Here is a 26,079-nt window from a genome sequence, read left to right as displayed (position 1 = left end):
AGGAGTTCGTGATGAACATGCCGCACAACACTTTCAAGGCCGCACTGAAAAAAAATGCGCCCCAATATGGCATCTGGGCCGGGTTCGCCACGGGCTACGCCGCCGAGATCGTCGCCACCACCGGTTATGACTGGATGTTGATCGACGGCGAACACGCGCCGAACACCGTGCCCGGCGTACTCGCCCAGTTACAGGCTGTGGCGCCCTATGCCACCGCACCCATCGTGCGCGCCGTGAATGGCGATGCCAGCCTGATCAAGCAATTGCTGGATATCGGCGCGCAAACGCTGATGATCCCGATGGTCGAGACCGCCGAGCAAGCCCAGGCCCTGGTTCGCGCCATGCGTTATCCGCCCCACGGCATTCGTGGCGTCGGCGGTGGCCTGACCCGCGCCACGCGCTGGGACGGCGTGCCGGACTATCTGGCTACCGCCCACGAACAGCTATGCCTGATCGTGCAAGTGGAATCGCGGCTCGGCGTGGAAAACGTCGCCGCCATTGCCGCCGTCGAAGGCGTCGATGCGGTATTCATCGGGCCGGCGGATCTGTCCATTGGCCTGGGCCATGCCGGCGATCCCGGCCATCCGGACGTTCAGGAGCGCATTCAATACGCGGTCGACGCGACGCTGGCGGCCGGCAAGGCCTGCGGCATCCTCGCGCCGAATGAAGCAGACGCGCGCCGCTATCAGGACTGGGGCTGCCAGTTCATCGCCGTGGCGATCGATATCAGCCTGTTGCGCCACAGCGCCATGGCCACCCTCGCCCGTTACCGCACACCGGCCACCGAACAAGCGCCGTCGCGCACCTACTGATCAGCCCAGGAGTCGCTCCATGTCATCCGTGCCTGTTTACCAAAACTTCATCAACGGCCAGTTCGTGGCCAGCGCTACCCACCTCGATGTGATCAACCCGGCCACCGGCGCCCTGCTGTCGAAGGTGCCAGCGTCGAATGCCGAAGATGTCGATCGCGCACTCGCTGCTGCACGCACCGCGCAAAAGGACTGGGCGCGCAAACCGGCGAATGACCGCGCCGGCTACTTGCGCCGCATCGCTGCCAAACTGCGGGAAAACGTGGCGCACCTGGCGCGCACCATCACCCTGGAACAAGGCAAGATCAGCGCCCTGGCCGAAGTCGAAGTCAACTTCACCGCCGACTATCTCGACTACATGGCCGAGTGGGCGCGGCGCATCGAAGGTGAAATCATCACCAGCGACCGCCAGGATGAAAACATCTTCCTGTTCCGCAAACCGCTGGGCGTGGTGGCCGGGATCCTGCCGTGGAATTTCCCGTTCTTCCTGATCGCTCGCAAGATGGCCCCAGCGCTGCTCACCGGCAACACCATCGTCATCAAGCCCAGCGAAGAAACACCCAACAACTGCTTCGAATTCGCACGATTGGTCGCGCAAACCGACTTGCCACCCGGCGTGTTCAATGTGGTCTGTGGCGATGGTCAGGTCGGTGCCGCACTGAGCGCGCACAAGCGCGTGGACATGATCAGTTTCACCGGTAGCGTCGCCACCGGTTCACGGATCATGGCCGCCGCGGCGCCGAATATCACCAAGCTCAATCTGGAACTGGGTGGCAAGGCCCCGGCCATTGTTTTGGCGGATGCCGACCTGGAGTTGGCGGTAAAGGCCATTCGTGATTCGCGCATCATCAACAGCGGCCAGGTGTGCAATTGCGCCGAGCGGGTCTATGTCGAGCGCAAGGTGGCCGATCAATTCATCGAGCGCATCGCCACCGCCATGAATGCCACCCGTTATGGCGACCCGGTTGCGCAACCTGATGTGGAGATGGGCCCGCTGATCAATCGCCAGGGCCTGGACAGCGTCAATCGAAAAGTCCGTACGGCATTGAGCCAGGGCGCGAGCCTGATCAGTGGCGGGCAGATTGCCGACCTCCCACACGGCTTTCACTTTCAGCCTACCGTTCTGGCCGGCTGCCACGCCGATATGGAGATCATGCGCGAGGAGATCTTCGGTCCCGTGCTGCCAATCCAGATCGTCGACGACCTGGATGAAGCCATCGCCCTGGCCAACGACTGCGACTATGGCCTGACCTCGTCGATCTACACCCGTGACCTGAGCAAGACCCTGCACGCCATGCGCGAGCTGGATTTTGGCGAAACCTACGTCAACCGCGAGAACTTCGAAGCGATGCAGGGTTTCCATGCCGGGGTGCGTAAATCCGGGATCGGCGGTGCGGATGGCAAGCATGGGTTGTATGAGTACACCCATACCCACGCGGTGTATCTGCAAGGCTGAAAATCGGGCGGTGCTGCTGATGCCGCCTTCGCAAGCAAGCCCGTTCCCCCATTGGATCTGTATTTTTACATTGATTCAATGAACAACACTCAACCCTTGCGGGTACGGGCTTCCGCTCAAATTTCAGACACAAAAAACCCCGGCCTTTCGACCAGGGTCTTTGCTATCGACGCGAAGTAAAGCAGTGGCTTTCTTCGTAGCTCCAAGGCGTTCAGTGGGCCTCGGGGCAGATATGGCGCAGCGGACGGGACTCGAACCCGCGACCCCCGGCGTGACAGGCCGGTATTCTAACCGACTGAACTACCGCTGCGTATCGCTGTGGACTTGCGTCCAGGTAACTCGTTTGGTCGAAAGCTTCGGTGCTTTTCAACCGCGAACCGGATGAATCCGATTCGTTGAATATGGCGCAGCGGACGGGACTCGAACCCGCGACCCCCGGCGTGACAGGCCGGTATTCTAACCGACTGAACTACCGCTGCGCGTCGGTGGAGGCATCTCAGCCTACCTCTTGCTTTCGCAAGTTTCTCGGGAGTGGTGGGTGATGACGGGATCGAACCGCCGACATTCTGCTTGTAAGGCAGACGCTCTCCCAGCTGAGCTAATCACCCGTTTGCATCTCCGAGGCCGCGAAATTTACGCAGGTAGCGAACCTAAGTCAATAGCAGGATTGAAGTTTTTCTGAAAAAGACAAAATTCTTTCAATCGATACCGTGTCGACCGCTTTCGCGAGCAGGCCCGCTCCCACAGTGGATAGCACTTCCAATGTGGGAGCGAGCCTGCTCGCGAAGACGATGGCGCACTCAACATCAATGCCCGGCTCGCCCTACTCGCTGTAGATCATCTTCTTGGTCATGCCGCCATCGACCACGAACTCCTGGCCGGTGACAAACCCGGCGTTCTTCGACAGCAGCCAGGCCACCATCGCCGCCACGTCCTCGACTGTCCCTACCCTGCCCGCCGGATGCTGGGCATGGTCGGCATCGGTCAGCGGCTCGGCACGGCGCACCGACGGGTCCCGCGCATCGATCCAGCCAGGGCTGACCGCATTGACCCGAATCTCCGGGCCAAGGCTGATGGCCAGCGCGTGAGTCAAGGCCAGCAGGCCGCCCTTGCTCGCGGCGTAGGCCTCGGTATCGGGTTCCGACTGTGCAGCACGGGTCGAGGCCAGGTTGACGATCGCCCCGCTATGGGCCCGCAGGTACGGCGCACAGTGCTTGGCCAACAGCATCGGCCCACTGAGGTTCACCGCCAGTACCCGGTTCCAGTAAGCCAGGTCGAGGCTTTCCAGGGTGATGTTGTGCGGATCGGCAACCGCGGCATTGCACACCAGCGCATCCAGGCGCCCGAACTGCCCCAGCACCTCGGCAACACCCAGCGCCACCTGCCCTTCGTTCGAGACGTCCATGGCGATGAACCAGGCGTTGTCGCCCAGTACCTTCGCCACTTTCGACCCGCGCACCCGGTCCAGGTCCGTCAGCACCACCTGCCAGCCTTCGCTGATCAACCAGGCCGCAATTCCCAGGCCAATGCCCCGCGCCGCACCGGTCACCAGTGCCACGCGGCCATTGGTGCCCGATGGCGTGGACAACTCGATCACAGGGCAGCCAAACCGCGCGCCAGGTCGGCTTGCAGGTCTGCCACGTCCTCCAGGCCGACCGCAATGCGGATCAGGCTGTCACGAATGCCCGCAGCCTCACGCTCTTGCGGCGCCAGGCGGCCGTGGGAGGTGGTGCTCGGGTGGGTGATGGTGGTCTTGCTGTCGCCCAGGTTGGCAGTGATCGAAATCAGGCGGGTCGCATCGATAAAGCGCCAGGCGCCCTCTTTACCGCCCTTGACCTCGAAACTCACCACCGCACCGAAGCCCTTTTGCTGACGCAGGGCCAGATCGTGCTGTGGATGGCTCTTGAGGCCGGCGTAATGGACTTTCTCGATGCCGTCCTGCTGCTCCAGCCATTCGGCCAATTGCTGGGCGTTGGCGCAATGGGCCTTCATCCGCAGGTTGAGGGTTTCCAGGCCCTTGAGGAAGATCCAGGCGTTGAACGGGCTCAAAGTCGGCCCGGCGGTGCGCAGGAAGCCGACCACTTCTTTCATCTGCTCGCTGCGTCCGGCCACGACACCGCCCATGCAACGGCCCTGGCCGTCGATGAACTTGGTTGCCGAGTGCACGACGATGTCCGCACCCATTTTCAACGGCTGTTGCAGCGCCGGGGTGCAGAAGCAGTTGTCGACCACCAGCATCGCGCCCTTGGCGTGAGCGATTTTCGCCAGTTCGGCGATATCCACCAGCTCAGCCAACGGGTTGGACGGCGATTCGACGAACAGCAATTTGGTGTTGGCCTTGATCGACGCATCCCAGCCGGACAAATCCGCCAGGGGTACGTAGTCGACTTCGATGCCGAAACGCTTGAAGTACTTCTCGAACAGGCTGATGGTCGAGCCGAACACGCTACGCGACACCAGCACGTGATCGCCGGCACTGCACAGGCTCATCACAACCGCCATGATCGCAGCCATGCCGGTGGCAGTTGCCACGGCCTGCTCGGCATTTTCCAGGGCGGCAATACGCTCTTCGAAGGCGCGTACGGTGGGGTTGGTGTAGCGCGAATAAACGTTACCCGGCACTTCCCCGGCAAAACGCGCGGCCGCATCGGCGGCGGTACGGAATACATAGCTCGAAGTGAAGAACATCGGATCACCGTGTTCGCCTTCCGGCGTACGGTGCTGACCGGCACGAACGGCCAGGGTATCGAACGCTACGCCTTCGAGGTCGCTGTCCAACCGACCGGCATCCCAATCCTGACTCATGCTGTCACTCCTTTCCCTATTCTCGTAAATTAAAAGCCAGATACAAAACCGGCCCCTCAGGGCCGGTAGTTACTCAGTTGTTGTACAGATCGATGATCGCGCTGACTGCCTGGGTCTTGACCTTGGAGGCATCGTTACGCGCCTGCTCGATCTTGTTCAGGTAAGCCTCGTCGACGTCGCCGGTGACGTACTGGCCGTCGAACACCGCGCAATCGAACTTGTCGATCTTGATCTTGCCGCCACCGACCGCTTCGATCAAGTCAGGCAAGTCCTGATAGATCAGCCAGTCGGCACCGATCAGGTCCGCAACGTCCTGGGTCGAACGGTTGTGGGCGATCAGCTCGTGGGCGCTCGGCATGTCGATGCCGTAGACGTTCGGGAAACGCACGGCCGGGGCTGCGGAGCAGAAGTAAACGTTCTTGGCGCCTGCTTCGCGTGCCATCTGGATGATCTGCTTGCAGGTGGTGCCGCGCACGATGGAATCGTCCACCAGCATCACGTTCTTGCCGCGGAATTCCAGCTCGATGGCGTTGAGCTTCTGGCGTACGGATTTTTTCCGTGCCGCCTGGCCCGGCATGATGAAGGTGCGGCCGATGTAGCGGTTCTTCACGAAACCTTCGCGGAACTTCACGCCCAGGTGGTTCGCCAGCTCCAGGGCCGCGGTGCGGCTGGTGTCCGGGATCGGGATGACCACGTCGATGTCGTGATCCGGACGCTCGCGCAGGATCTTCTCGGCGAGCTTCTCACCCATGCGCAGGCGGGCCTTGTACACCGACACGCCGTCGATGATCGAGTCCGGACGCGCCAGGTAGACGTGCTCGAAGATGCAAGGGGTCAGGGACGGGTTGGTTGCGCACTGACGAGTGTGCAGCTTGCCGTCTTCGGTGATGTAGACCGCTTCGCCCGGTGCCAGGTCGCGAATCAGCGTGAAACCGAGCACGTCCAGGGACACGCTCTCGGAGGCGATCATGTATTCGACGCCTTCGTCGGTGTGACGCTGGCCGAACACGATCGGACGGATGCCGTGGGGGTCACGGAAACCGACGATGCCGTAACCGGTCACCATGGCCACGACCGCATAGCCACCGACGCAACGATTGTGCACGTCGGTGACGGCAGCAAATACGTCTTCTTCAGTCGGCTGCAGCTTGCCGCGCTGGGCCAGCTCGTGCGCGAACACGTTCAGCAGTACTTCCGAATCGGAACTGGTGTTGACGTGGCGCAGGTCAGATTCGTAAATCTCCTTGGCCAGTTGTTCAACGTTGGTCAGGTTACCGTTATGCGCCAGGGTGATGCCGTAAGGCGAGTTGACGTAAAACGGTTGAGCTTCGGCCGAGGTCGAGCTGCCCGCGGTCGGGTAGCGCACATGGCCAATGCCCATGTGGCCGACCAGGCGCTGCATGTGACGCTGATGGAACACGTCACGCACCAGGCCATTGTCCTTGCGCAGGAATAACCGGCCATCATGGCTGGTCACGATACCGGCAGCGTCCTGGCCGCGGTGCTGGAGGACGGTTAGCGCGTCATACAGCGCCTGATTGACGTTCGACTTACCGACGATACCGACGATGCCACACATGCGACGCAACCCCTACTTAATGGATCTGAACTGAACAACACTCACTGAGGCGTTTTGGCCATCGGCAAGAGCTGCTCCTTGAACGGAATATCAGCGGGTACGCTGATACCGCTGGCAAGCCACTGACTGCTCCACCCGAGAATCAGGTTTTTGGACCAATCTGCGACCAATAGAAATTTTGGCACGAGCTGCGACTGTTTCCACCACTCGTCCTGTTGTACCGGCCCCAGGCTCAACAGCCCGACCGCCACGACCACCAGCAGCACGCCACGCGCTGCGCCGAAAGCCATGCCGAGGAATCGATCGGTCCCGGACAACCCGGTGACGCGAACCAACTCGCCGATAAGATAATTGATCATTGCGCCTACGATCAGCGTGGCGACAAACATGATGGCACAGCCCGTGATTATACGAGCCGATGGGGTCTGGATATATCCGACGAGGTACTCGGACAATGAGCCACCGAACATCCAGGCAACGGCTCCTGCGATGATCCAGGTCACCAGCGACAGTGCTTCCTTGACGAAGCCGCGGCTCAGACTGATCAAAGCGGAGATGGCGACGATTGCAACGATCGCCCAGTCAACCCAGGTAAATGGCACAGTGCAGCCTACAGACGGATAAGGCGGCGCATTTTAGCAGAGCCCATGCTTATCGGTAAGCTGCGATTGTCAGTGCATTTCAAATCGCGGCGATAGATTTAGCCACGCTCTGGTTGAAAGCGCACGACAAACCCCTTGAGGTTCTGCTGGCGGTTCAACAGGTCACGCAGGCGATCAGCCTCTGCACGCTCGATCAGTGGCCCGACAAACACGCGATTCTTGCCGTCGGCTGTGCGGATATAGGCATTATAACCCTGGCTGCGCAGGGTTTTTTGCAGCTTTTCCGCGCTTTCGCGATTGGCCAGGCTGGCCAATTGCACCGACCAACTGACCGACAGGCCATTGGCGTCGACGCGGCTTTGGCTGGTATCCGGCTTGCCGGGTGCGGCGCTGATCGGTTGCGACGGTGGCGTGGCGGGCTTGGCCGCCAGCGCCGGAACAGGGGCTGGCGCAGGGGGCGGCGTGACCGGCTTGGCGGCGGGTGCCGGAGCGACAGGCGCAACCGGTGCAACCGGCGCTTCCTGTTGGGCGATTTCTTCGTCGCTCGGCACAGGTTCCTGCGGCAGGGCCTGGGGCTCAGGCACCACCACGGACTCCACCTGCACTTGCGGCATCGCCGGCGCTTGTGGCGCGGCCGGAGCCTGGACCTCCACCTGGCGCTGTTCATCCTGGCGAGAAAACAGCATCGGCAGGAAAATCACGGCCAGGGCGACCAGGACCAGGGCACCGACCATGCGTTGCTTGTAAGCCTTATCCAGCAATGCCATTTGCCGCTTCCTCCGTGGAGTGCCGGGCCAGCCACTCAAGGGCCTCGGCAACACAATAGAATGATCCGAACAACAGAATCTCGTCGTCACTCGTCGCCTGCGCACACTGCCCTTCCAGAGCGGTGGCCACACTATCATACGACGTCACCGAAGCACCGCGCTTGTCCAGCGCTTCACGCAAGTCGGTCACCGGTCGCGCCCGGGGCGAATCCAGCGGCGCGACTGCCCAATGCTCGACACTAGCACTCAATTCGCCAATGACACCCTCCAGATCCTTGTCAGCCAGCAACCCGAATACCGCCAGACGCTTGCCCGCCGGTGGACGACTGGCCAGGCGCCGGGCCAGATACTCTGCGGCATGGGGGTTATGCCCCACATCCAGCAACAAATTGAGGCGCTTACCCTGCCAGTCGAACTGCCGGCGATCGAGTCGACCCACTATCCGCGTCGCTTGCAGCGCCTGGACAATCTGCGCGTTTACCCAAGGCAACCCGAGCAACAGATAGGCTTGCAGCGCCAGGGCGGCGTTTTCCATCGGCAGGTCGAGCAGCGGCAGGTCGTGCAATTCGACCACTTGCCCCCTGGCATCGACGCCGCGCCATTGCCAATGCTGATCGGTAACACCCAGGTCGAAATCGCGCCCACGCAGGAAAAACGGGCAATTGAGCTCGCGCGCCTTGTCCAGCAGGGGTTGCGGAGGATTCAAGTCGCCGCAGAGCGCAGGCGCGCCCTGACGGAAGATGCCAGCCTTCTCGAAGGCCACGGACTCGCGGGTATCACCCAGGTAATCCGCATGATCCACGCCAATGCTGGTGACCAACGCCATGTCGGCGTCTACCACATTGACGGTGTCCAGGCGCCCGCCCAGACCCACTTCCAGGACCACGGCGTCAAGCCCGGACTGTTGAAACAGCCAGAACGCCGCCAGGGTCCCCATCTCGAAATAGGTCAGGGAGGTATCGCCGCGACCGGCTTCGACCGCAGCAAAAGCCTGGCAAAGCTCGGCGTCAGTGGCTTCGACGCCATTGACCTGCACCCGCTCGTTGTAACGCAGCAGGTGCGGAGAGCTGTAGACACCGACGCGCAGGCCCTGCGCCCGCAGCAATGAAGCCACGAACGCACAGGTAGAGCCCTTGCCATTGGTGCCGGTGACCGTGATCACCCGAGGCGCCGGCTTGCCCAGTCCCATACGGGACGCTACCTGCTGCGAGCGCTCAAGCCCCATGTCGATGGCCGAAGGGTGCAACTGCTCAAGGTAGGCGAGCCACTCGCCAAGGGTACGTTCGGTCATAGGTTGGCAGGTACCGGTGGAACCACGACTGGCTCGATTGGCGCAGCGACGAACTTCGGCGTCGGCAGGCCCATCATTTGCGCCAGCAGGTTACCCAGGCGCGGACGCAGCTCCTGACGGTGAATGATCATGTCGATCGCGCCGTGCTCCAGCAGGAACTCGCTGCGCTGGAAGCCTTCGGGCAGTTTTTCGCGAACGGTTTGTTCGATCACGCGCGGACCGGCAAAGCCGATCAGGGCCTTGGGCTCGCCGACGATCACGTCGCCCAGCATCGCCAGGCTGGCGGAAACACCGCCGTAGACCGGATCGGTCAGCACGGAAATGAACGGAATGCCTTCTTCACGCAGACGCGCCAGCACCGCGGAGGTCTTGGCCATTTGCATCAGCGAGATCAGGGCTTCCTGCATCCGCGCGCCACCGGAGGCGGAGAAGCAGATCATCGGGCAGCGTTTTTCCAGCGCGTAGTTGGCCGCGCGCACGAAGCGCTCACCGACGATGGCGCCCATCGAGCCGCCCATGAACGAGAATTCGAACGCCGATACCACGACAGGCATGCCCAGCAGGGTGCCGCTCATCGAGATCAGCGCGTCTTTTTCGCCAGTCTGCTTCTGCGCCGCGGTCAGGCGATCCTTGTACTTCTTGCCGTCGCGGAACTTCAGGCGGTCAACCGGCTCCAGGTCAGCGCCCAGCTCGGTACGACCTTCGGCGTCGAGGAAAATGTCGATGCGCGCGCGCGCGCCGATGCGCATGTGATGATTGCACTTGGGGCAAACGTCCAGGGTTTTTTCCAGCTCCGGACGATACAGCACAGCCTCGCAAGACGGGCATTTGTGCCAAAGACCTTCAGGCACCGAGCTCTTCTTGACCTCGGAACGCATGATCGAAGGGATCAGTTTGTCTACTAACCAGTTGCTCATGCTTTCTTTCTCCAGTACCGGCGGCCCGAACGCTCTGGTTCGCAGCCCCGCGTATGCCCTTGAGCTAAATTCATGTGTGCGGCGATGTTCGATGGGTGCCGGGTCAGTGCAGCGTGACCTGCGTACAACCCATCAATCCTCAGCCGTTTTGTACAGTGCAGTGGACGGCGGCAGTCTGCCAGCCGTCACATCAAGCTGCCACGGACTGCCTTGATAAACGCCTGAATCTTTGCGTGATCCTTGATGCCCTTGCTCGACTCTACCCCGCCACTCACATCCACGGCATAAGGTCGAACCCGCGCCACCGCCTCGGCGACGTTTTCCGGAGTCAGGCCGCCCGCCAGGATAATCGGCTTGTTCAAGCCTTGCGGTATCAATGACCAGTCGAACGCCTGGCCGGTTCCACCGGGAACACCTTCGACATAGGCGTCGAGCAAAATACCGCTGGCACTCGGATAAGCAGCGCAAGCGGCCGCGATATCATCCCCCGCCTTGACCCGCAGCGCCTTGATGTAAGGACGATGCCAGCCCTCGCAATCCGCTGCACTTTCATCGCCATGGAACTGCAGCAGGTCCAGTGGCACGGCGTCGAGGATTTCTCCCAGCTCGCAGCGGCTGGCGTTGACGAACAAGCCCACGGTGGTGACGAACGGCGGCAACGCCTTGATGATCGCGCGCGCCTGCTGGAACGTCACGCCCCGCGGGCTCTTGGCGTAGAACACAAAGCCGATGGCATCGGCCCCGGCCTCGACCGCCGCCAACGCATCTTCTATGCGGGTAATCCCGCAAATCTTGCTGCGAACGGCTGGCATGTCGATAAATCCTCACGGTAAATCCGGGAAAGTCCCGGATGGTAACAAAAGCGTTCGAAGGCGTCAGCCGTCAAGTTCGCTGAAACCGGTAAGGAAATGTGGGCCGATGTAACGCTCGGGCAACTGGAACTCGTCGCGGTACTCGACCTGCACCAGATACAGGCCGAACGGATGCGCCGTCACCCCGCCGGAACGGCGAATCCGGCTCTCCAGCACTTCCTTCATCCACTCCACCGGACGCTCGCCAGCACCGATGGTCATCAGCACGCCGGCGATGTTGCGCACCATGTGGTGCAGGAAGGCGCTGGCGCGAATATCCAGCACGATCATCTTGCCGTGGCGCGTGACTCGCAGGTGATGCAGCTCTTTGATCGGCGACTTGGCCTGGCACTGGCCGGCTCGGAAAGCGCTGAAATCGTGCGTGCCCACCAGGTACCGGGCCGCTTCGGCCATGCGCTCGACGTCCAGTGGACGGTGGTTCCAGGTGATTTCCTCGTTCAGGTGCGCCGGACGGATCTGGTCGTTGTAGATCACATACCGATATCGCCGGGCAATGGCCTTGAACCGGGCATGAAAATGCGCCGGCATGACCTTGGCCCAACTGACGCTGACATCGTGCGGCAAATTGATATTGGCGCCCATGACCCAGGCTTTCATCGAACGCTCGACTTGCGTATCGAAGTGCACCACTTGGCCACACGCATGCACGCCGGCATCGGTACGCCCGGCGCACAGCAGCGAAACGGGAGAGTCGGCCACCTTCGACAAGGCGTTTTCGAGGGTTTCCTGCACCGTGAGCACGCCGGAGGCCTGGCGCTGCCAGCCACGATAACGCGAGCCCTTGTATTCAACGCCCAACGCGATCCGGAAAAAGCCGTCGGCCGCCATTTCGGCGGCCGGGTTATCTATGTTTGCCAAGGAGTGACAGCCTGCTGATGTACGCAAAGGGGGGCATTATAAGGCTGCCGAGCGGGGACGCCAGTACAACAGCAGGTACTGTGGCGAATCGGCTGTCGCCTTCGCGAGCAGGCTCGCTCCCACAGGGGGATTGGTGTCTGTGGGAGCGAGCCTGCTCGCGAAAGCGGCCTCGCAGACGCCATCGCATCACCGCGGCAAACAAAAACGGCAGCCTCAATGGGCTGCCGCTTTGCTTACAACCAACCGCTCAATCACTCAAGCCAGGCGCGCAAGCATCTCCTTCGCTTCGCTCTTCTGCCCGTCGTCGCCTTCGGTCACCACCTCGTTGAGGATGTCACGCGCGCCATCGTTATCGCCCATGTCGATGTAGGCCTGGGCCAGATCGAGCTTGGTGGCGACCTCGTCGGTACCGGACAGGAAATCGAATTCCGGCTCATCATCCACGGTTGCCAGGGCGTCATCCACCGTGAAGCTTGGCTCACTGATGCTCTGGGACAGGCTTTCCAATTCGGCGCTGACGTCATCCAGCTCAGTACCAAATGCCTGCTCAGGCGCCGGAACGTCCATCTCATCGGCCAGCGACAAATCGAAATCCGCCGGCAGGTCCAGATCGTCCAGGGTCACTTGTGGCACGTCCGGCGCTGGCGCCGCCGGCAGGTCCTTGACATCTTCATCCAGGCTCAGCAGGAAGTCGTCCTCGGCCAGGATCGCGGGCGTTGGCTCGCCACCGAGGTCCATATCCAGATCGAACTCCGACAGGTCATCGAGGTTTTCCTTGATTTCAGTCTGCTGCTGCAAGACCGACTCGAAGCTCAGGTCATCGTCCAGCGGGAAATCTTCCAGATCGGCCAGGGTTGTTTCCGGCTCAGGCTCAGGCTCAGGCGCTGGTACGGGTGCCGGCTCAACCGCGACCGGCGTTACCGGCGTGACATTTTCCAGGTCATCCAGACTCAAGTCGAACGCGCTGTCAAAATCGTCATCGAATGCAGCCGGCGCCTGAGGCTCGTCGAGCAACAGGTCCTTGACGTACTGTGCGTCCAGCTCGGCAGCAGCGGCGGCAGCGGCGATACCGCCCGCAGCGACCAGCGCCATGGCCGGGAAGCGGCTCTTGAGTTTTTCCACCTGGGCATAATTGTCGCCATTGGCGACCAACTGCCGCTCCTGGACCACGAACGCGTCGCGATCACCCTGCAAACCGTAGACTTCCATCAGCTTGAGGCGCAAATCGCTGCGTTGAGGCTCCTGCTTGACGCCCTCTTCAAGCAGCGCGGCAGCCTGGTTCAACCGACCGCCGTCGATGTGCGACTGCGCGCGACCCAACACATCGTCGGAATGCTCGGCGGCGGGCGATACCAGTGGCGCGGCAATCGGCGGCGTGACCACGACCGGAGCAATCACCGGAGCGGGGGCGGGGGCGGGAGCTGGCGCTGGAGTCGGTGCAGTGGCCAGTTTCGGGCTCGGTGGCGCATCCTCCAGGTCATCGAAGATGCCTTTTGACAGGTCAAGCTCGGAGGAAAACGCCTGCTCTTCGGCCAGGGCGCGGGCCATGCGCAGATGTTTCTCGGCTTCCTGCTGGGCTTTGCGGCGACGGGCCAGCAACAGCAGCAACAGCAACACCACCACTGCCCCGCCACCCGCCAGACCCAGCAGCCACGGATTGGTCAGCAACTCATTGAATTTCTGCTCATCGGAGGCTGCAGGTTTCGATTCGATCGGTGTTTCTGCCGGAGCCGCAGCAGGCGTCGCTTCAGCCGGAACAGGCGCGGGGGCCGTTGCTTCGGCCGGAACCGGAGCCGGCGCTTCGGCAGGCGTTGCCGCAGGATCAGCGGGCAGCTCAGCCGGGATCGCCGCAGCGGTCGCAGTTGTCGCAGGCGCTCCTGCCGCACCTTCGGCCTGCAATTTGGCCAGTTGGTTGTTCTTCAGCTCAATGAGGCGTTGCAGCTTGTCCATCTGGCTTTGCAGATCGGTCATGCGGCTTTTCAGCTCAGCACTGTCGCGGCGCTTGGTATCGAGACTTTCCTGGGTTACCGCCAACTGGTTGTTCAAGGCCTTGGCATCGCCTGCGACGCCCTTGCCCTTGGCTTTTCCGGATTCGGCGGAAACCAGGCTCAGCTTATCCTGGCCAGCTTGCGATGAAGTGGCTTCACCGCGACCCCGATTGGTGGCGTCAAGCTGCTGCTGGCCTGCTCCAGGCTTGGCGACATAACGACGCCCCTGACGCCAGGCGGTATTTTGTGCAGCCACTTCGGCGATGGCCTTCGATTGCGGCAAGCTCGTGCTTTGCGCCTGATCGGGCAGACGCAATACCTGGCCGGTTTTGAGCCGGTTGATGTTGCCATCGATGAAGGCATCCGGGTTCAGCGCCTGGATGGCCAGCATGGTTTGTTGAATCGAACCGCCATTACGCGCCTTCGCGGCGATTTCCCACAGGGTGTCGCGCCGCGTGGTGGTGTATTCGGACGGTTTGGTCGCGCCAGTGACGGGCGTGGTACCGGTTTGAACAGGTGCAGCTTGCGCAGCCGCGTCAGCGGTCTGCGGCGAGAATTTGGACGGATCGAGCAGCACGCTGTAATCGCGCAGCAGTCGACCGTTGGGCCACATCACCTGAACCAGGAATTTCACCATCGGTTCGGTCAGGGGTTTGCTGGAGGTGACGCGCAGGATGCTTTTGCCGCTGGCGTTGAGTACCGGAGTAAAGGTCAGGTCGTTGAGAAACGCCTGGCGGTCGACACCGGCCTTGGCGAAATCGTCAGGAGAAGCCAGGCTCGGCACCACTTCGGCAGCGGTGAGTTCCTTGACGTCGAGCAACTCGATTTCCGCCACCAGCGGCTGGTTCAGCGTCGACTTCAGGGTCAGTTCCCCGAGCCCGAGGGCATGCGCCATACCGGAGGACAGCGCCGAGGCGGCCGCTATTGCTAACACCAGTTTGCGAACTTGAACCATAGCTTATCCTTAGTTTTCACATTCCTCGGCCAGCGAGGCAGATAGCCGCTGCCGTAAGGCATTGCGCGCGGGCGAAGGTCGCCGCGCGCGATCGTTTCATGCATGCCCTGCAAAGCCCTTCAGGGCGGCTCGCCTTCGACATTACGGCCAAGCATGACGCTCGTTTGGAAGTATCTTTTACAGCAGGTCTTTTATCAACAACTCGGCGACCTGCACAGCATTGAGCGCCGCGCCTTTGCGTACGTTATCTGACGTCAGCCACACATTAAGTTCCGACGGTTCGTCGATCCCCAAGCGCACCCGACCAACGTAGACCACATCCTGCCCTACCGCATCGCCGACCGCCGTCGGGTAATCGCCGGCTTCCACCAACTCGATGCCGGGAGCGTCCTCGAGCGCGGCGTTGACCTTTGCCAGGTCGATATCGCTCGCACACTGCAAGGTCACGCTATAGCTATCGCCAAAAAACACCGGGGCTTGAATGCAAGTGACGGAAATCTTCAATGAAGGCAACGCCATGACTTGACGCAGTTCACGCACCAGGCGCTTTTCCAGCAGGGTATGGCCCTGTTCGTCCGGCTTGCCGACCTGGGCCAGCAGGTTAAAAGCCATCTGCCGGTCAAAGAAGGTTGGCTCCAGTGGGCGAACGTTCAGCAATTCGGCGGTTTGCCGGGCCAGCTCTGTCACGGCTTCGCGGCCCTGGGCCGATACTGCCAGGCAGGCGGTCAGGTTGATGCGTTGCAAATCGAGCAGCCCCAGCAGGGGTGCGAGCAGCACCGCCAGGGTGCTGGCCGCCGGGCTCGGGCTGCTGACCTGGAAGGGCTTTTTCAGGCCGGCCAGCACTGAAGCATTCGCTTCCGGGACCACCTGTGGCGCTTGCTCGGCCGGCAAGGCGCCAGACAGATCGATGATCGAGCAACCGGCCGCCGTGGCACGCGCGGTGTAACTCAATGTCACCGCTGGACCGGCGGCAAAAAATACTAACTGGACCTTGCCAAAATCGAACTCATCGACTTCACGCACCCGTACGTTCTTGCCGCGGTACGGCACCGAACTGCCGGCGGATTCACTGCTGGCCAGCAGATGCAGGCTGCCGATCGGAAAATCACGTTCTTCGAGGATCTGCACAAGCGTTTCGCCGACAGTACCGGTGGCGCCGATCACGGCAATATCAAGGGTCTGGCTCATGGTTTTACCTCTGGCGAAACGGGGGGAGCGGCACTTTACCGGGTGGGGGGCATGCAGGCAATTCTGCCGGATTTTTGCTGTGGCTGTACCGACCCCTTCGCGGGCAAGCCCGCTCCCACAGTTGATTGCGGTCTGATGTGGAAGCGAGCCTGCTCGCGAAGGGGTCGGTATAAACACCCCATCAACATCAGATTGCCGGAATAAAAAAACCCGCACCTCTTTCAAGGCGCGGGTTCTTTAATGGCTTCAATCGATCAACGCTCGAGCAAGATCCGCAGCATGCGACGCAGCGGCTCGGCCGCGCCCCACAACAGCTGGTCGCCGACGGTGAACGCGCCGACGAACTGCGAGCCCATGTTCAGCTTGCGCAGGCGGCCAACCGGGATGTTCAGGGTGCCGGTAACCTTGTTCGGGCTCAGTTCCTGAATGCTGGTCTCACGGCTGTTCGGCACCAGCTTGACCCAAGGGTTGTGCTGGCTGATCAGCCCTTCGATATCGGCGATCGGTACATCTTTGTTCAGCTTGATGGTCAGCGCCTGGCTGTGGCAGCGCATGGCGCCGATGCGCACGCAGATGCCATCCACCGGGATCGGGCTCTTGAAGCGACCGAGGATTTTGTTGGTCTCGGCCTGGGCCTTCCACTCTTCACGGCTTTGACCGTTCGGCAGTTCCTTGTCGATCCACGGGATCAGGCTGCCAGCCAGCGGTACGCCGAAGTTTTCGGTCGGGTACGCGTCGCTGCGCATGGCTTCCGCCACACGACGATCGATGTCGAGGATCGCACTGGCCGGATCGGCCAGTTGATCGGCAACAGCGGCATGGGTCGCACCCATTTGCTTGATCAGTTCACGCATGTTCTGCGCGCCGGCACCGGAGGCCGCCTGATAAGTCATGGCGCTCATCCACTCCACCAGGCCAGCCTCGAACAGGCCGCCCAGGCCCATCAGCATCAGGCTGACGGTGCAGTTGCCACCGATGTAGTTCTTGGTGCCCGCGTCCAGCTGCTGATCGATGACCTTGCGGTTCACCGGGTCCAGCACGATGACGGCGTCATCCTGCATGCGCAGGCTGGAGGCGGCATCGATCCAGTAACCCTGCCAGCCGGCTTCGCGCAGTTTCGGGAAGACTTCGCTGGTGTAGTCGCCACCCTGGCAGGTCAGGATCACGTCGAGGGTCTTCAGCTCTTCAATGCTGTAAGCGTCCTTGAGCGGAGCAATGTCCTTGCCCACGGACGGGCCTTGGCCACCGACATTGGAAGTGGTGAAAAACACCGGCTCGATAAGATCGAAATCCTGCTCTTCCAGCATCCGCTGCATGAGCACGGAACCGACCATACCGCGCCAACCGATCAGACCTACACGTTTCATCGCAACTACACCTTCTTGAAATGTGGGCCGCTGCTTTAGGGGGTGAAATCAGGCAGCGGGCCCGAGAGATTACAGATTCCGCAGCGCGGCGACTACTGCGTCGCCCATTTCCTGCGTACCGACTTTAGTGCAACCGTTCGACCAGATGTCACCGGTGCGCAAGCCCTGGTCCAATACCAGGCTTACCGCTTTTTCGATGGCATCGGCGGCGGCCTGCTGGTTGAAGCTGTAGCGCAACATCATCGACACCGACAAAATGGTCGCCAACGGGTTGGCGATGCCTTTACCTGCGATGTCCGGTGCCGAACCGTGGCACGGCTCGTACATGCCTTTGTTATTGGTGTCCAGGGATGCCGACGGCAGCATGCCGATGGAACCGGTGAGCATCGACGCCTGGTCGGACAGGATATCGCCGAACATGTTGTCGGTGACGATCACGTCGAACTGCTTCGGTGCCCGCACCAGTTGCATGGCAGCGTTGTCGACGTACATGTGGCTCAGCTCGACTTGTGGGTAATCCTTGGCCACTTCCTCGACGATTTCACGCCACAGCTGGCTGGAGGCCAGCACGTTGGCCTTGTCCACCGAGCAGAGCTTCTTGCCGCGGACCATGGCCATGTCGAAACCGACACGGGCGATGCGGCGGATTTCGCTTTCGCTGTATGGCAGGGTGTCGTAGGACTGACGCTCGCCGTTTTCCAGGGTCCGGGTGCCACGTGGCGCGCCGAAGTAGATACCGCCGGTCAGCTCGCGAACGATCAGGATGTCCAGGCCGGCAACGATTTCCGGTTTCAGGCTGGAAGCCTCGGCCAGTTGCGGGTACAGGATCGCCGGACGCAGGTTGCCGAACAAGCCCAGTTGCGCACGAATTTTCAGCAGGCCGCGTTCAGGACGGATATCACGCTCGATGGTGTCCCATTTCGGGCCGCCCACCGCGCCCAACAGTACGGCGTCCGCCGCGCGGGCACGCTCCAGGGTTTCATCGGCCAAAGGTACGCCGTGCTTGTCGATGGCCGCGCCACCGATCACGTCGTGACTCAGCTCGAAGCCCAGGGCGTACTTGTCGTTGGCCAGTTCCAGCACCTTGACCGCTTCGGCCATGATTTCCGGGCCAATACCGTCACCTGGGAGAATCAGAATCTGCTTGCTCATGCGTTCCTCATGTCATCAGTCGGTGCGCCCTCGGGCGCTCCCGGAAAAAGTCTGTTAGTCGCTTATCTTTCAGCCATCAGCACCAGCACATCGGTACTGAACGATCCATCGGCTTCAATCTCAAAATATTCGCGCACCTCGTTACCCATCGACTGCTGCAACTCGCGGATCGCCGCGCGCATCACCTCTGGCGTGCGCATGCGCTCGACCCAGGAGCTGTATTCCAGGCGCAGCCGCTGGCGGCTAGTGCTGCGGGTATGCAGCCCCGCCTCACTGACCTGGCGCAACCACTCACCGGCGCTATAGTCGCGCACATGGCTGGTGTCGCGCAGCACTTCGACGCTTTGCAGGTAAGTGTCGAACAATGGGCTGCCTGGTGACAACACGTCGATGAAAGCCGCTACGCCACCCGGTTTCAGCACCCGGCGCACTTCCCGCAAGGCCAGGCCGAGATCGCTCCAATGGTGCGCCGAATAGCGGCTGAAAACGAAATCGAACTCGCCATCGGCGAACGGCAGGCGCTCGGCGGCGCCGTTGATCGTGGAAATATTGCTCAGGCCCCGATCAATGGCTGCGGCGGCGACCACGTCGAGCATTTGCTGCGACAGGTCGTAGGCCACCACTTCCTTGACCAGCGAGGCCACCTGAAAACTCACGTGACCGGCGCCGCACCCCAGGTCCAGGACCCGCGCCTCGCCCTGTCCCGCCAGTTCGGCCTGTAGCAGCGCAAATTCGGTGCCTTGAGCGTGTACGGCGCTGCTCAGGTAGGCCGCGGCCTGTTCACCGAATTGCTTTTGGACTACCTGGCTGTGCTGGGCGGTGCTGGTCATGGGGGACTTCCTTTTTGGGGTTGAGTCTTGTGGTGTTTGTTCGGGCCTCTTCGCGAGCAGGCTCGCTCCCACAGTGGAATGCATTTCAAATGTGGGAGCGAGCCTGCTCGCGAAGGCGTCATCACGTCCTACGCAAAATCAAGCGTCGCGAAACAACCACGGCTGGCTCGCCCGGTGCTTGGCCTCGAACGCCGCGATCGCATCACCGTCTTGCAAGGTCAAACCGATATCGTCCAGGCCATTGAGCAGGCAGTGCTTGCGGAACGCGTCGATTTCAAAGCTCAGCACTTTGCCGTCCGGGCGGGTCACAGTCTGGGCCTGCAGGTCGATCTGCAGCTGGTAGCCCGGATTGGCCTCGACCTGCTGGAACAGCTCGTCGACTTCAGCGTCGCTCAAGATGATCGGCAGCAAGCCGTTCTTGAAGCTGTTGTTGAAGAAGATGTCGGCATAGCTCGGCGCGATGATGCTGCGGAAACCGTACTCTTCCAGCGCCCATGGCGCGTGCTCGCGGCTGGAGCCGCAGCCGAAGTTCTCGCGGGCCAGCAGCACGCTGGCGCCTTGGTAACGCTCGGCGTTGAGGACGAAGTCCTTGTTCAATGGGCGCTTGGAGTTGTCCTGATAGGGCTGACCCACGTCCAGGTAACGCCATTCGTCGAACAGGTTCGGACCGAAACCGGTGCGCTTGATCGACTTCAAGAATTGTTTCGGGATGATCTGGTCGGTGTCGACGTTGGCACGATCCAGAGGCGCGACAAGTCCAGTGTGCTGGGTAAAAGCTTTCATGCTGCGCTCCTTTAGATCAATTCACGGACGTCGACGAAACGACCGTTCACCGCGGCGGCGGCGGCCATGGCCGGGCTCACGAGGTGGGTACGACCACCGGCACCCTGGCGGCCTTCGAAGTTGCGGTTCGACGTGGATGCGCAATGCTCGCCAGACTCCAAGCGGTCCGGGTTCATCGCCAGGCACATCGAGCAACCCGGCTCGCGCCATTCGAAACCGGCTTCGAGGAAAATCTTGTCCAGGCCTTCCGATTCGGCCTGTGCTTTCACCAGGCCCGAACCCGGCACCACGATGGCCTGCTTGATGGTGGAGGCCACCTTGCGGCCCTTGGCGATCACCGCCGCAGCGCGCAGGTCTTCGATCCGCGAGTTGGTGCAGGAGCCGATGAACACACGGTCCAACTGAATGTCGGTGATCGCCTGATTGGCGGTCAAACCCATGTACTTCAGGGCGCGCTCGATGGAACCGCGCTTGACCAGGTCCATTTCCTTCGCAGGGTCCGGAACGTGCTGGTCGACCGCCAGGACCATCTCGGGCGAAGTGCCCCAGCTGACTTGCGGCTTGATCTGGGTCGCGTCGAGTTCGACAACCGTGTCGAACACCGCGTCGGCATCGGATACCAGGTCTTTCCAGGCTTCGACGGCCAAATCCCATTCCGCGCCTTTCGGGGCGAATGGACGGCCCTTCACGTAAGCCACGGTTTTTTCATCGGCGGCTACCAGGCCAACGCGAGCACCGGCCTCGATGGACATGTTGCAGATGGTCATGCGGCCTTCAACGGACAGGTCGCGAATCGCGCTGCCGGCGAATTCGATGGCGTGGCCGTTACCACCGGCGGTACCGATCTTGCCAATCACGGCGAGCACGATGTCCTTGGCAGTCACGCCAAACGGCAATTGGCCTTCGACGCGAACCAGCATGTTCTTCATTTTCTTGGCGACCAGGCACTGGGTGGCGAGCACGTGCTCGACCTCGGAAGTGCCGATACCATGGGCCAGGGCACCGAACGCGCCGTGGGTCGAGGTATGGGAGTCGCCGCAGACCACGGTCATGCCCGGCAAAGTAGCGCCCTGCTCCGGGCCGATGACGTGGACGATGCCTTGGCGGACGTCATTCATCTTGAATTCGACGATGCCGTATTCATCGCAGTTATCGTCGAGGGTCTGGACCTGCAAACGCGAGACCTGGTCGGCAATGGCTGCGATGCCGCCCTTGCGCTCCGGGGTGGTCGGTACGTTGTGGTCCGGGGTCGCGATGTTGGCATCGATGCGCCATGGCTTGCGCCCGGCCAGTCGCAGCCCTTCGAAAGCTTGCGGCGAAGTCACTTCGTGGATGATGTGACGATCGATATAGATCAGCGCCGAGCCATCGTCGCGCTGTTTGACCAAATGCGAATCCCAGAGCTTGTCGTAGAGCGTTTTGCCGGCCATCAGACGGTTTCCTCATCAGCTTGTTTCTATGCCCTGGGTCTTGAGTGGTTCAATAACCCTTTGGCTTGTGAGGCTGATCCTATGGGGTTAGATTAAATAACTCAAATTCATATTTTTTATGCTTTGGATAACCAACTGGAATACAGCAATGGACCTCGCCAATCTCAATGCCTTTATTGCCATCGCCGAGACCGGAAGCTTCTCCGGCGCCGGCGAGCGACTGCATCTGACCCAACCGGCGATCAGCAAGCGCATCGCTGGCCTGGAGCAGCAATTGAAGGTGCGCCTGTTCGATCGGCTGGGCCGCGAAGTCGGCCTGACCGAGGCCGGCCGCGCCCTGCTGCCCCGGGCCTATCAGATCCTGAATGTCCTTGATGATACGCGCCGCGCCCTGACCAACCTCACCGGGGAGGTGACCGGTCGTCTGACCTTGGCCACCAGTCACCATATCGGCCTGCACCGTTTGCCGCCTTTATTGAGAGAGTTCACTCGGCGTTATCCCGAGGTGGCGCTGGATATCCAGTTTCTCGATTCGGAAGTGGCCTACGAAGAAATCCTCCATGGTCGGGCTGAACTGGCGGTCATCACCCTGGCGCCGGAGCCCCATGCCCTGGTCAAGGCCACACCGGTGTGGGACGACCCGCTGGACTTTGTGGTCGCCCCGGAGCATTCGTTGCTCGGCAACGGCAAGGTCAGCCTCGCGGACATCGCCCGACACCCGGCGGTGTTCCCCGGCGGCAACACGTTCACCCATCACATTGTCCAACGCCTGTTCGAGGCCCAAGGCCTGACGCCGAACATCGCCATGAGTACCAATTACCTCGAAACCATCAAGATGATGGTGTCGATCGGCCTGGCCTGGAGTGTCTTGCCACGCACCATGCTCGACGACCAGGTTGCGCGAATACCTTTACCGGGCATACAACTGACTCGCCAGCTAGGCTATATCCTGCACACAGAAAGGACGCTATCGAATGCAGCGCGGGCCTTCATGGCCTTACTGGATGCCCAGATCGATCTGCCAGGGACTCAAGGCTAACTTGTGCTACTCCTATAGAGCCCGAATTTCTGTACCCGAGACCCAATTCAGCTCAAGGCTTGCCAATGCCGAAATCTGTTGACCGTATTCCGCCGATGCCGCGCATCCAGGCGCTTGACCCGAAAAGCTCCGAACAAAGCTGGGAAAGTGCCTCGCAATTGCTGGCCGCGCTCAATGGCGCGCGGCTGGGCGCGTGGTATTGGGATATCGAGCGTGGGCAGATCAGTTGGTCCCGGGGCACGCAGGCGCTGTTTGGCTTCGACCCCCGGCAACCGTTGCCGGCCGACCTGGAATACCTCGACTTGTTGCCTGCCGAAGATCGGGCAAAGACCCTTCGCGCCTTCCATGCCGTGATCGCAGGCGCACCGCTCGAGCAAGCGATGCACCACCGCGTTCGCTGGCCCGACGGCAGCCTGCATTGGCTGGAGATCAGCGGCAGCCTGCTGCCGGACAAGCTCGGCCGTCCCCGAATGATTGGCGTGATCCGCGAAATCACCCACCAGCGTCTGCGCGAACAGGCGCTGAGCAGTTCGGAAAAACGCTTCGCGACGCTGTTTCACTTGTGTCCGAACATGGTCCTGCTGACGCGCCAGGAAGACGGCCTGATCACCGAAGCCAACCAGTATTTCGAAAGCCTGTTCGGCTGGCCGGTGCAGGACGCGATCGGCCGCACCACGCTGGAACTGGGCCTCTGGGTGCACCCCGAGCAACGCGCGCAACTGGTCAAGGCGACCAAGGCCAAGGGCGAGCTGACCAATATGGAGGTGCAGTTTCGCGCCAGCAACGGGCAGGTCCACGATGGCATCCTCAGTGCGCAAAAGGTCGAACTCGAAGGCCAGCCCTACCTGCTGAGCACTTTCCTCGACACCACCGAACGCAAAGCGGCCGAACACGCCCTCAAAGACAGCCAGGAGCGCCTCGACCTGGCCCTGGACTCGGCACAACTGGGCACCTGGGACTGGCACATCCCCAGCGGCATGCTGTATGGCTCGGCGCGCGCCGCCCAGTTACACGGCATGGAGCCCATTCCATTCCATGAATCCTTCGACGACTTTTTCGAAGGCGTGCCCGGCGAAGAACGCGACACCATGCGCGATGCCTACCGCAGCCTGCGCGAAGGCCCCGCCGGCAACTATCAGCTGACCTATCGGGTGCAAATGCCGGATGGCAGCTCTCGCTACCTGGAGAGCCGCGCCCGCCTCTACCGCGATGAAAACGGTGTCCCCCTGCGCATGGCCGGCACCTTGCTCGACATCACCGACCAGGTCGAGCGCGAACAGCGCCTGATAGCGTCCGAAGAGAAATTCGCTACCCTGTTCCAGGTCAGCCCGGACCCGATCTGCGTGACGCGCCAGGAAACCGGCCAATTCATCGAGATCAACTCCAGCTTCACCCAGACCTTTGGCTGGAGCGCCGCCGACGTGATCGGCCGCAGTGCCGACGAAATCGGCCTGTGGGACGCTTCGGCAAAAAGCCTGCAGCGGATCGAACAAGTGATCCGCGAACAAGGCCTGAACAATGTGGCAATCCTTGTCCAGCACAAGGATGGGCAGTCGCTGACTTGCGTGATTTCCAGCCGTCAGATCAGCGTCAGCGAACAGCCCTGCATCGTCACCACCTTGCGCGACATCACCCAACAGCAACGCTCGGAAGCGGCGCTCAAGGCCAGCGAAGAGAAGTTCGCCAAGGCCTTCCACTCAAGCCCCGACGCCATCACCATCACCGAACGCGATACCGGACGCTATCTGGAGGTCAACGACGGCTTTTGCCGCCTGACCGGCTACCGTGCCGATGAAGTGATCGGCCGTACCGTGTATCAGGTAGGAATCTGGGCTGAAGAAAAACAACGCTCGGCGTTGCTGGCCGAACTGCAGATCAAGGGCCGGGTACATCACCAGGAAATGCTCGGGCGCAACAAGCGCGGCGAATTGCTGACGGTAGAAGTGTCGGTAGAGCCGATCACCCTCAACGAAACCGCGTGCCTACTATTGACCGCGCGGGACGTCAGCCTGCTGAAAAATGCCGAGGCGCAGATCCGCCACCTGGCCTACCACGACCCGCTGACCAACCTGCCCAACCGCGCACTGCTGATGGATCGCCTGAGCCAGCAGATCGCCCTGCTCAAGCGCCACAACCTGCGCGGCGCCTTGATGTTCCTCGACCTCGACCACTTCAAGCACATCAACGATTCCCTCGGTCATCCGGTGGGCGATACGGTGCTGAAAATCATCACCGCACGCCTGGAAGCCAGCGTGCGCATGGAAGACACCGTCGCGCGCCTGGGCGGCGATGAATTCGTGGTGCTGCTCAGCGGCCTCGAAGGCTCGCGCAACGAGGTCAGCGCTCAGGTCTGCGAACTGGCCGATACCATTCGTGAGCTGCTGTCTGAACCGATGTTCCTCGACGGTCAGCGCCTGCAGGTGACACCGAGTATCGGCATTGCGTTGATTCCCGACCATGGGTCCACGCCGACCGACCTGCTAAAGCGTGCCGATATCGCCCTGTATCGCGCCAAGGATTCAGGACGCAATACCGCGCAGATGTACCACAACACCATGCAGAAAGCGGCGAGCGAGCGCCTGCGCATGGAAACCGACCTGCGCCTGGCGCTTTCGCGCGGCGAGTTTCGCGTGCACTACCAACCCCAGGTGGACGCCCGGGATAACCGCATTGTCGGTGCCGAAGCGCTGGTGCGCTGGAACCATCCGGAGCTCGGCGCGCAGTCGCCCACCGAGTTCATCAAGGTGCTGGAAGACAGCGGGTTGATCCTGGAAGTTGGCACCTGGATCGTCGACGAAGCCTGCCAGGCCTTCAGGCAACTGATCGCCGATGGCCGGGTGGACCCGCTGAAATTCAGCCTATGCGTCAACATCAGCCCGCGCCAGTTCCGCCAGAATGACTTCGTCGAGCGCATCGAAAACAGCCTCGCCACCTACGGCCTGCCCAGTTCGCTGCTGAAACTGGAAATCACCGAAGGCATCGTCATCCAGAACCTGGAAGACACCATCAACAAGATGCTGCGCCTGAAAAAGCTCGGCGTGAGCTTTGCCATGGACGATTTCGGCACCGGTTATTCCTCGCTGACCTACCTCAAGCGCCTGCCGGTCGACACCCTGAAAATCGACCAGTCATTCATTCGCGACGCTACCACCGACCCCAACGACGCCGAGATCATCCGCGCCATCGTCGCCATGGCCCGCAGCCTCGGGCTGAAAATCATCGCCGAAGGGGTGGAGACCTCGGAACAGCTGGAATTCCTGCAGGGGCTGGGCTGCCATCTCTATCAGGGGTACCTGCATAGCCGGCCGCTGCCGGTGGAGGAACTGCAAAAGCTTCTGTTGTAGGAGCGAGCATGCTCCGGGCGGCGTTCCGACGATGGTCGTCAACGATG

At 61.5% G+C, this 26,079-nt stretch carries 20 protein-coding genes and 3 tRNA genes; 4 read left to right on the top strand and 19 right to left on the bottom strand.

The window, feature by feature from the left end; all coding sequences use genetic code 11:
- Window positions 1–11: 11 nt before the first annotated feature.
- Window positions 12–812: an HpcH/HpaI aldolase family protein gene (locus AC1Q8Q_RS22895; protein ID WP_020795475.1), complete on the top strand. Its 801-nt coding sequence runs from the start codon at window positions 12–14 to the stop codon at window positions 810–812.
- 19 nt (window positions 813–831) lie between these two features.
- A complete protein-coding gene (gene aldA / locus AC1Q8Q_RS22890; RefSeq protein WP_492615522.1) occupies window positions 832–2,265 on the top strand; it encodes an aldehyde dehydrogenase in 1,434 nt (477 codons plus the stop codon).
- A 233-nt stretch (window positions 2,266–2,498) separates the two neighbouring features.
- On the opposite strand, the gene AC1Q8Q_RS22885 is transcribed toward aldA, so the two are convergent.
- The 19 genes from AC1Q8Q_RS22885 to leuC all read right to left on the bottom strand — a co-directional run bounded on the left by AC1Q8Q_RS22885 (window position 2,499) and on the right by leuC (window position 21,649).
- Window positions 2,499–2,575, bottom strand: a tRNA-Asp gene (locus AC1Q8Q_RS22885).
- Between the two features lie 92 nt (window positions 2,576–2,667).
- Window positions 2,668–2,744: transfer RNA gene (locus AC1Q8Q_RS22880), tRNA-Asp, on the bottom strand.
- Between the two features lie 53 nt (window positions 2,745–2,797).
- Window positions 2,798–2,873: transfer RNA gene (locus tag AC1Q8Q_RS22875), tRNA-Val, on the bottom strand.
- 215 nt (window positions 2,874–3,088) lie between these two features.
- Window positions 3,089–3,862, bottom strand: a complete 774-nt coding sequence (locus tag AC1Q8Q_RS22870) for an SDR family oxidoreductase (protein WP_020795477.1) — start codon at window positions 3,860–3,862, stop codon at window positions 3,089–3,091.
- Window positions 3,859–5,070: an O-succinylhomoserine sulfhydrylase gene (locus AC1Q8Q_RS22865; RefSeq protein ID WP_432668401.1), complete on the bottom strand. Its 1,212-nt coding sequence runs from the start codon at window positions 5,068–5,070 to the stop codon at window positions 3,859–3,861. Before AC1Q8Q_RS22865 ends, AC1Q8Q_RS22870 begins: the two co-directional genes overlap by 4 nt.
- 73 nt (window positions 5,071–5,143) lie before the next feature.
- Complete coding sequence (gene purF / locus AC1Q8Q_RS22860; protein WP_020795479.1) at window positions 5,144–6,649, bottom strand: amidophosphoribosyltransferase; 1,506 nt, start codon at window positions 6,647–6,649, stop codon at window positions 5,144–5,146.
- A gap of 41 nt (window positions 6,650–6,690) precedes the next feature.
- Complete coding sequence (locus tag AC1Q8Q_RS22855) at window positions 6,691–7,251, bottom strand: CvpA family protein (RefSeq protein WP_020795480.1); 561 nt, start codon at window positions 7,249–7,251, stop codon at window positions 6,691–6,693.
- A gap of 98 nt (window positions 7,252–7,349) precedes the next feature.
- Entirely contained in the window at window positions 7,350–8,018 is a 669-nt protein-coding gene (locus AC1Q8Q_RS22850; protein ID WP_110749179.1) for an SPOR domain-containing protein, read from the bottom strand.
- Window positions 8,002–9,309, bottom strand: a complete 1,308-nt coding sequence (gene folC / locus AC1Q8Q_RS22845; RefSeq protein ID WP_492615521.1) for a bifunctional tetrahydrofolate synthase/dihydrofolate synthase — start codon at window positions 9,307–9,309, stop codon at window positions 8,002–8,004. The genes AC1Q8Q_RS22850 and folC overlap by 17 nt, the downstream gene beginning before the upstream one ends.
- The gene (gene accD, locus AC1Q8Q_RS22840; protein WP_020795483.1) at window positions 9,306–10,226 is read right to left on the bottom strand and encodes an acetyl-CoA carboxylase, carboxyltransferase subunit beta; all 921 of its coding nucleotides are present in this window, start codon (window positions 10,224–10,226) and stop codon (window positions 9,306–9,308) included. Before accD ends, folC begins: the two co-directional genes overlap by 4 nt.
- A gap of 185 nt (window positions 10,227–10,411) precedes the next feature.
- Window positions 10,412–11,038 (bottom strand): phosphoribosylanthranilate isomerase, encoded by a 627-nt coding sequence (locus AC1Q8Q_RS22835; RefSeq protein ID WP_020795484.1) that lies wholly within the window; start codon window positions 11,036–11,038, stop codon window positions 10,412–10,414.
- 63 nt (window positions 11,039–11,101) lie between these two features.
- The gene (truA, locus tag AC1Q8Q_RS22830) at window positions 11,102–11,926 is read right to left on the bottom strand and encodes a tRNA pseudouridine(38-40) synthase TruA (RefSeq protein WP_033039317.1); all 825 of its coding nucleotides are present in this window, start codon (window positions 11,924–11,926) and stop codon (window positions 11,102–11,104) included.
- Window positions 11,927–12,211: 285 nt separating this feature from the next.
- Window positions 12,212–14,899, bottom strand: coding sequence for a motility hub landmark protein FimV (locus AC1Q8Q_RS22825; protein WP_020795486.1), 2,688 nt, complete (start codon window positions 14,897–14,899; stop codon window positions 12,212–12,214).
- 177 nt (window positions 14,900–15,076) lie between these two features.
- Window positions 15,077–16,087 carry an aspartate-semialdehyde dehydrogenase gene (locus AC1Q8Q_RS22820; RefSeq protein WP_020795487.1) on the bottom strand — a complete coding sequence of 337 codons (1,011 nt, stop codon included), beginning with the start codon at window positions 16,085–16,087 and terminating at the stop codon, window positions 15,077–15,079.
- Between the two features lie 254 nt (window positions 16,088–16,341).
- Window positions 16,342–17,454 (bottom strand): aspartate-semialdehyde dehydrogenase, encoded by a 1,113-nt coding sequence (gene asd, locus AC1Q8Q_RS22815; protein ID WP_007975660.1) that lies wholly within the window; start codon window positions 17,452–17,454, stop codon window positions 16,342–16,344.
- 69 nt (window positions 17,455–17,523) lie between these two features.
- The gene (gene leuB, locus AC1Q8Q_RS22810; RefSeq protein WP_020795488.1) at window positions 17,524–18,606 is read right to left on the bottom strand and encodes a 3-isopropylmalate dehydrogenase; all 1,083 of its coding nucleotides are present in this window, start codon (window positions 18,604–18,606) and stop codon (window positions 17,524–17,526) included.
- Between the two features lie 62 nt (window positions 18,607–18,668).
- Complete coding sequence (locus AC1Q8Q_RS22805; protein WP_020795489.1) at window positions 18,669–19,436, bottom strand: class I SAM-dependent methyltransferase; 768 nt, start codon at window positions 19,434–19,436, stop codon at window positions 18,669–18,671.
- Between the two features lie 138 nt (window positions 19,437–19,574).
- Window positions 19,575–20,219 carry a 3-isopropylmalate dehydratase small subunit gene (leuD, locus tag AC1Q8Q_RS22800; protein ID WP_008056361.1) on the bottom strand — a complete coding sequence of 215 codons (645 nt, stop codon included), beginning with the start codon at window positions 20,217–20,219 and terminating at the stop codon, window positions 19,575–19,577.
- Window positions 20,220–20,230: 11 nt separating this feature from the next.
- Window positions 20,231–21,649: a 3-isopropylmalate dehydratase large subunit gene (gene leuC / locus AC1Q8Q_RS22795; RefSeq protein ID WP_020795490.1), complete on the bottom strand. Its 1,419-nt coding sequence runs from the start codon at window positions 21,647–21,649 to the stop codon at window positions 20,231–20,233.
- Between the two features lie 148 nt (window positions 21,650–21,797).
- Here leuC and AC1Q8Q_RS22790 point away from each other — a divergent pair, with 148 nt between their 5' ends.
- Both AC1Q8Q_RS22790 and AC1Q8Q_RS22785 read left to right on the top strand, forming a co-directional pair.
- Window positions 21,798–22,688, top strand: coding sequence for a LysR family transcriptional regulator (locus tag AC1Q8Q_RS22790; protein WP_020795491.1), 891 nt, complete (start codon window positions 21,798–21,800; stop codon window positions 22,686–22,688).
- Between the two features lie 65 nt (window positions 22,689–22,753).
- Window positions 22,754–26,032, top strand: a complete 3,279-nt coding sequence (locus AC1Q8Q_RS22785; RefSeq protein WP_492615520.1) for a PAS domain S-box protein — start codon at window positions 22,754–22,756, stop codon at window positions 26,030–26,032.
- The last annotated feature ends 47 nt before the right edge of the window (window positions 26,033–26,079 follow it).

The organism is Pseudomonas sp. GW823-FHT06B06 (assembly GCF_058795195.1).
This window is presented reverse-complemented; position numbering and strand designations above follow the sequence as displayed.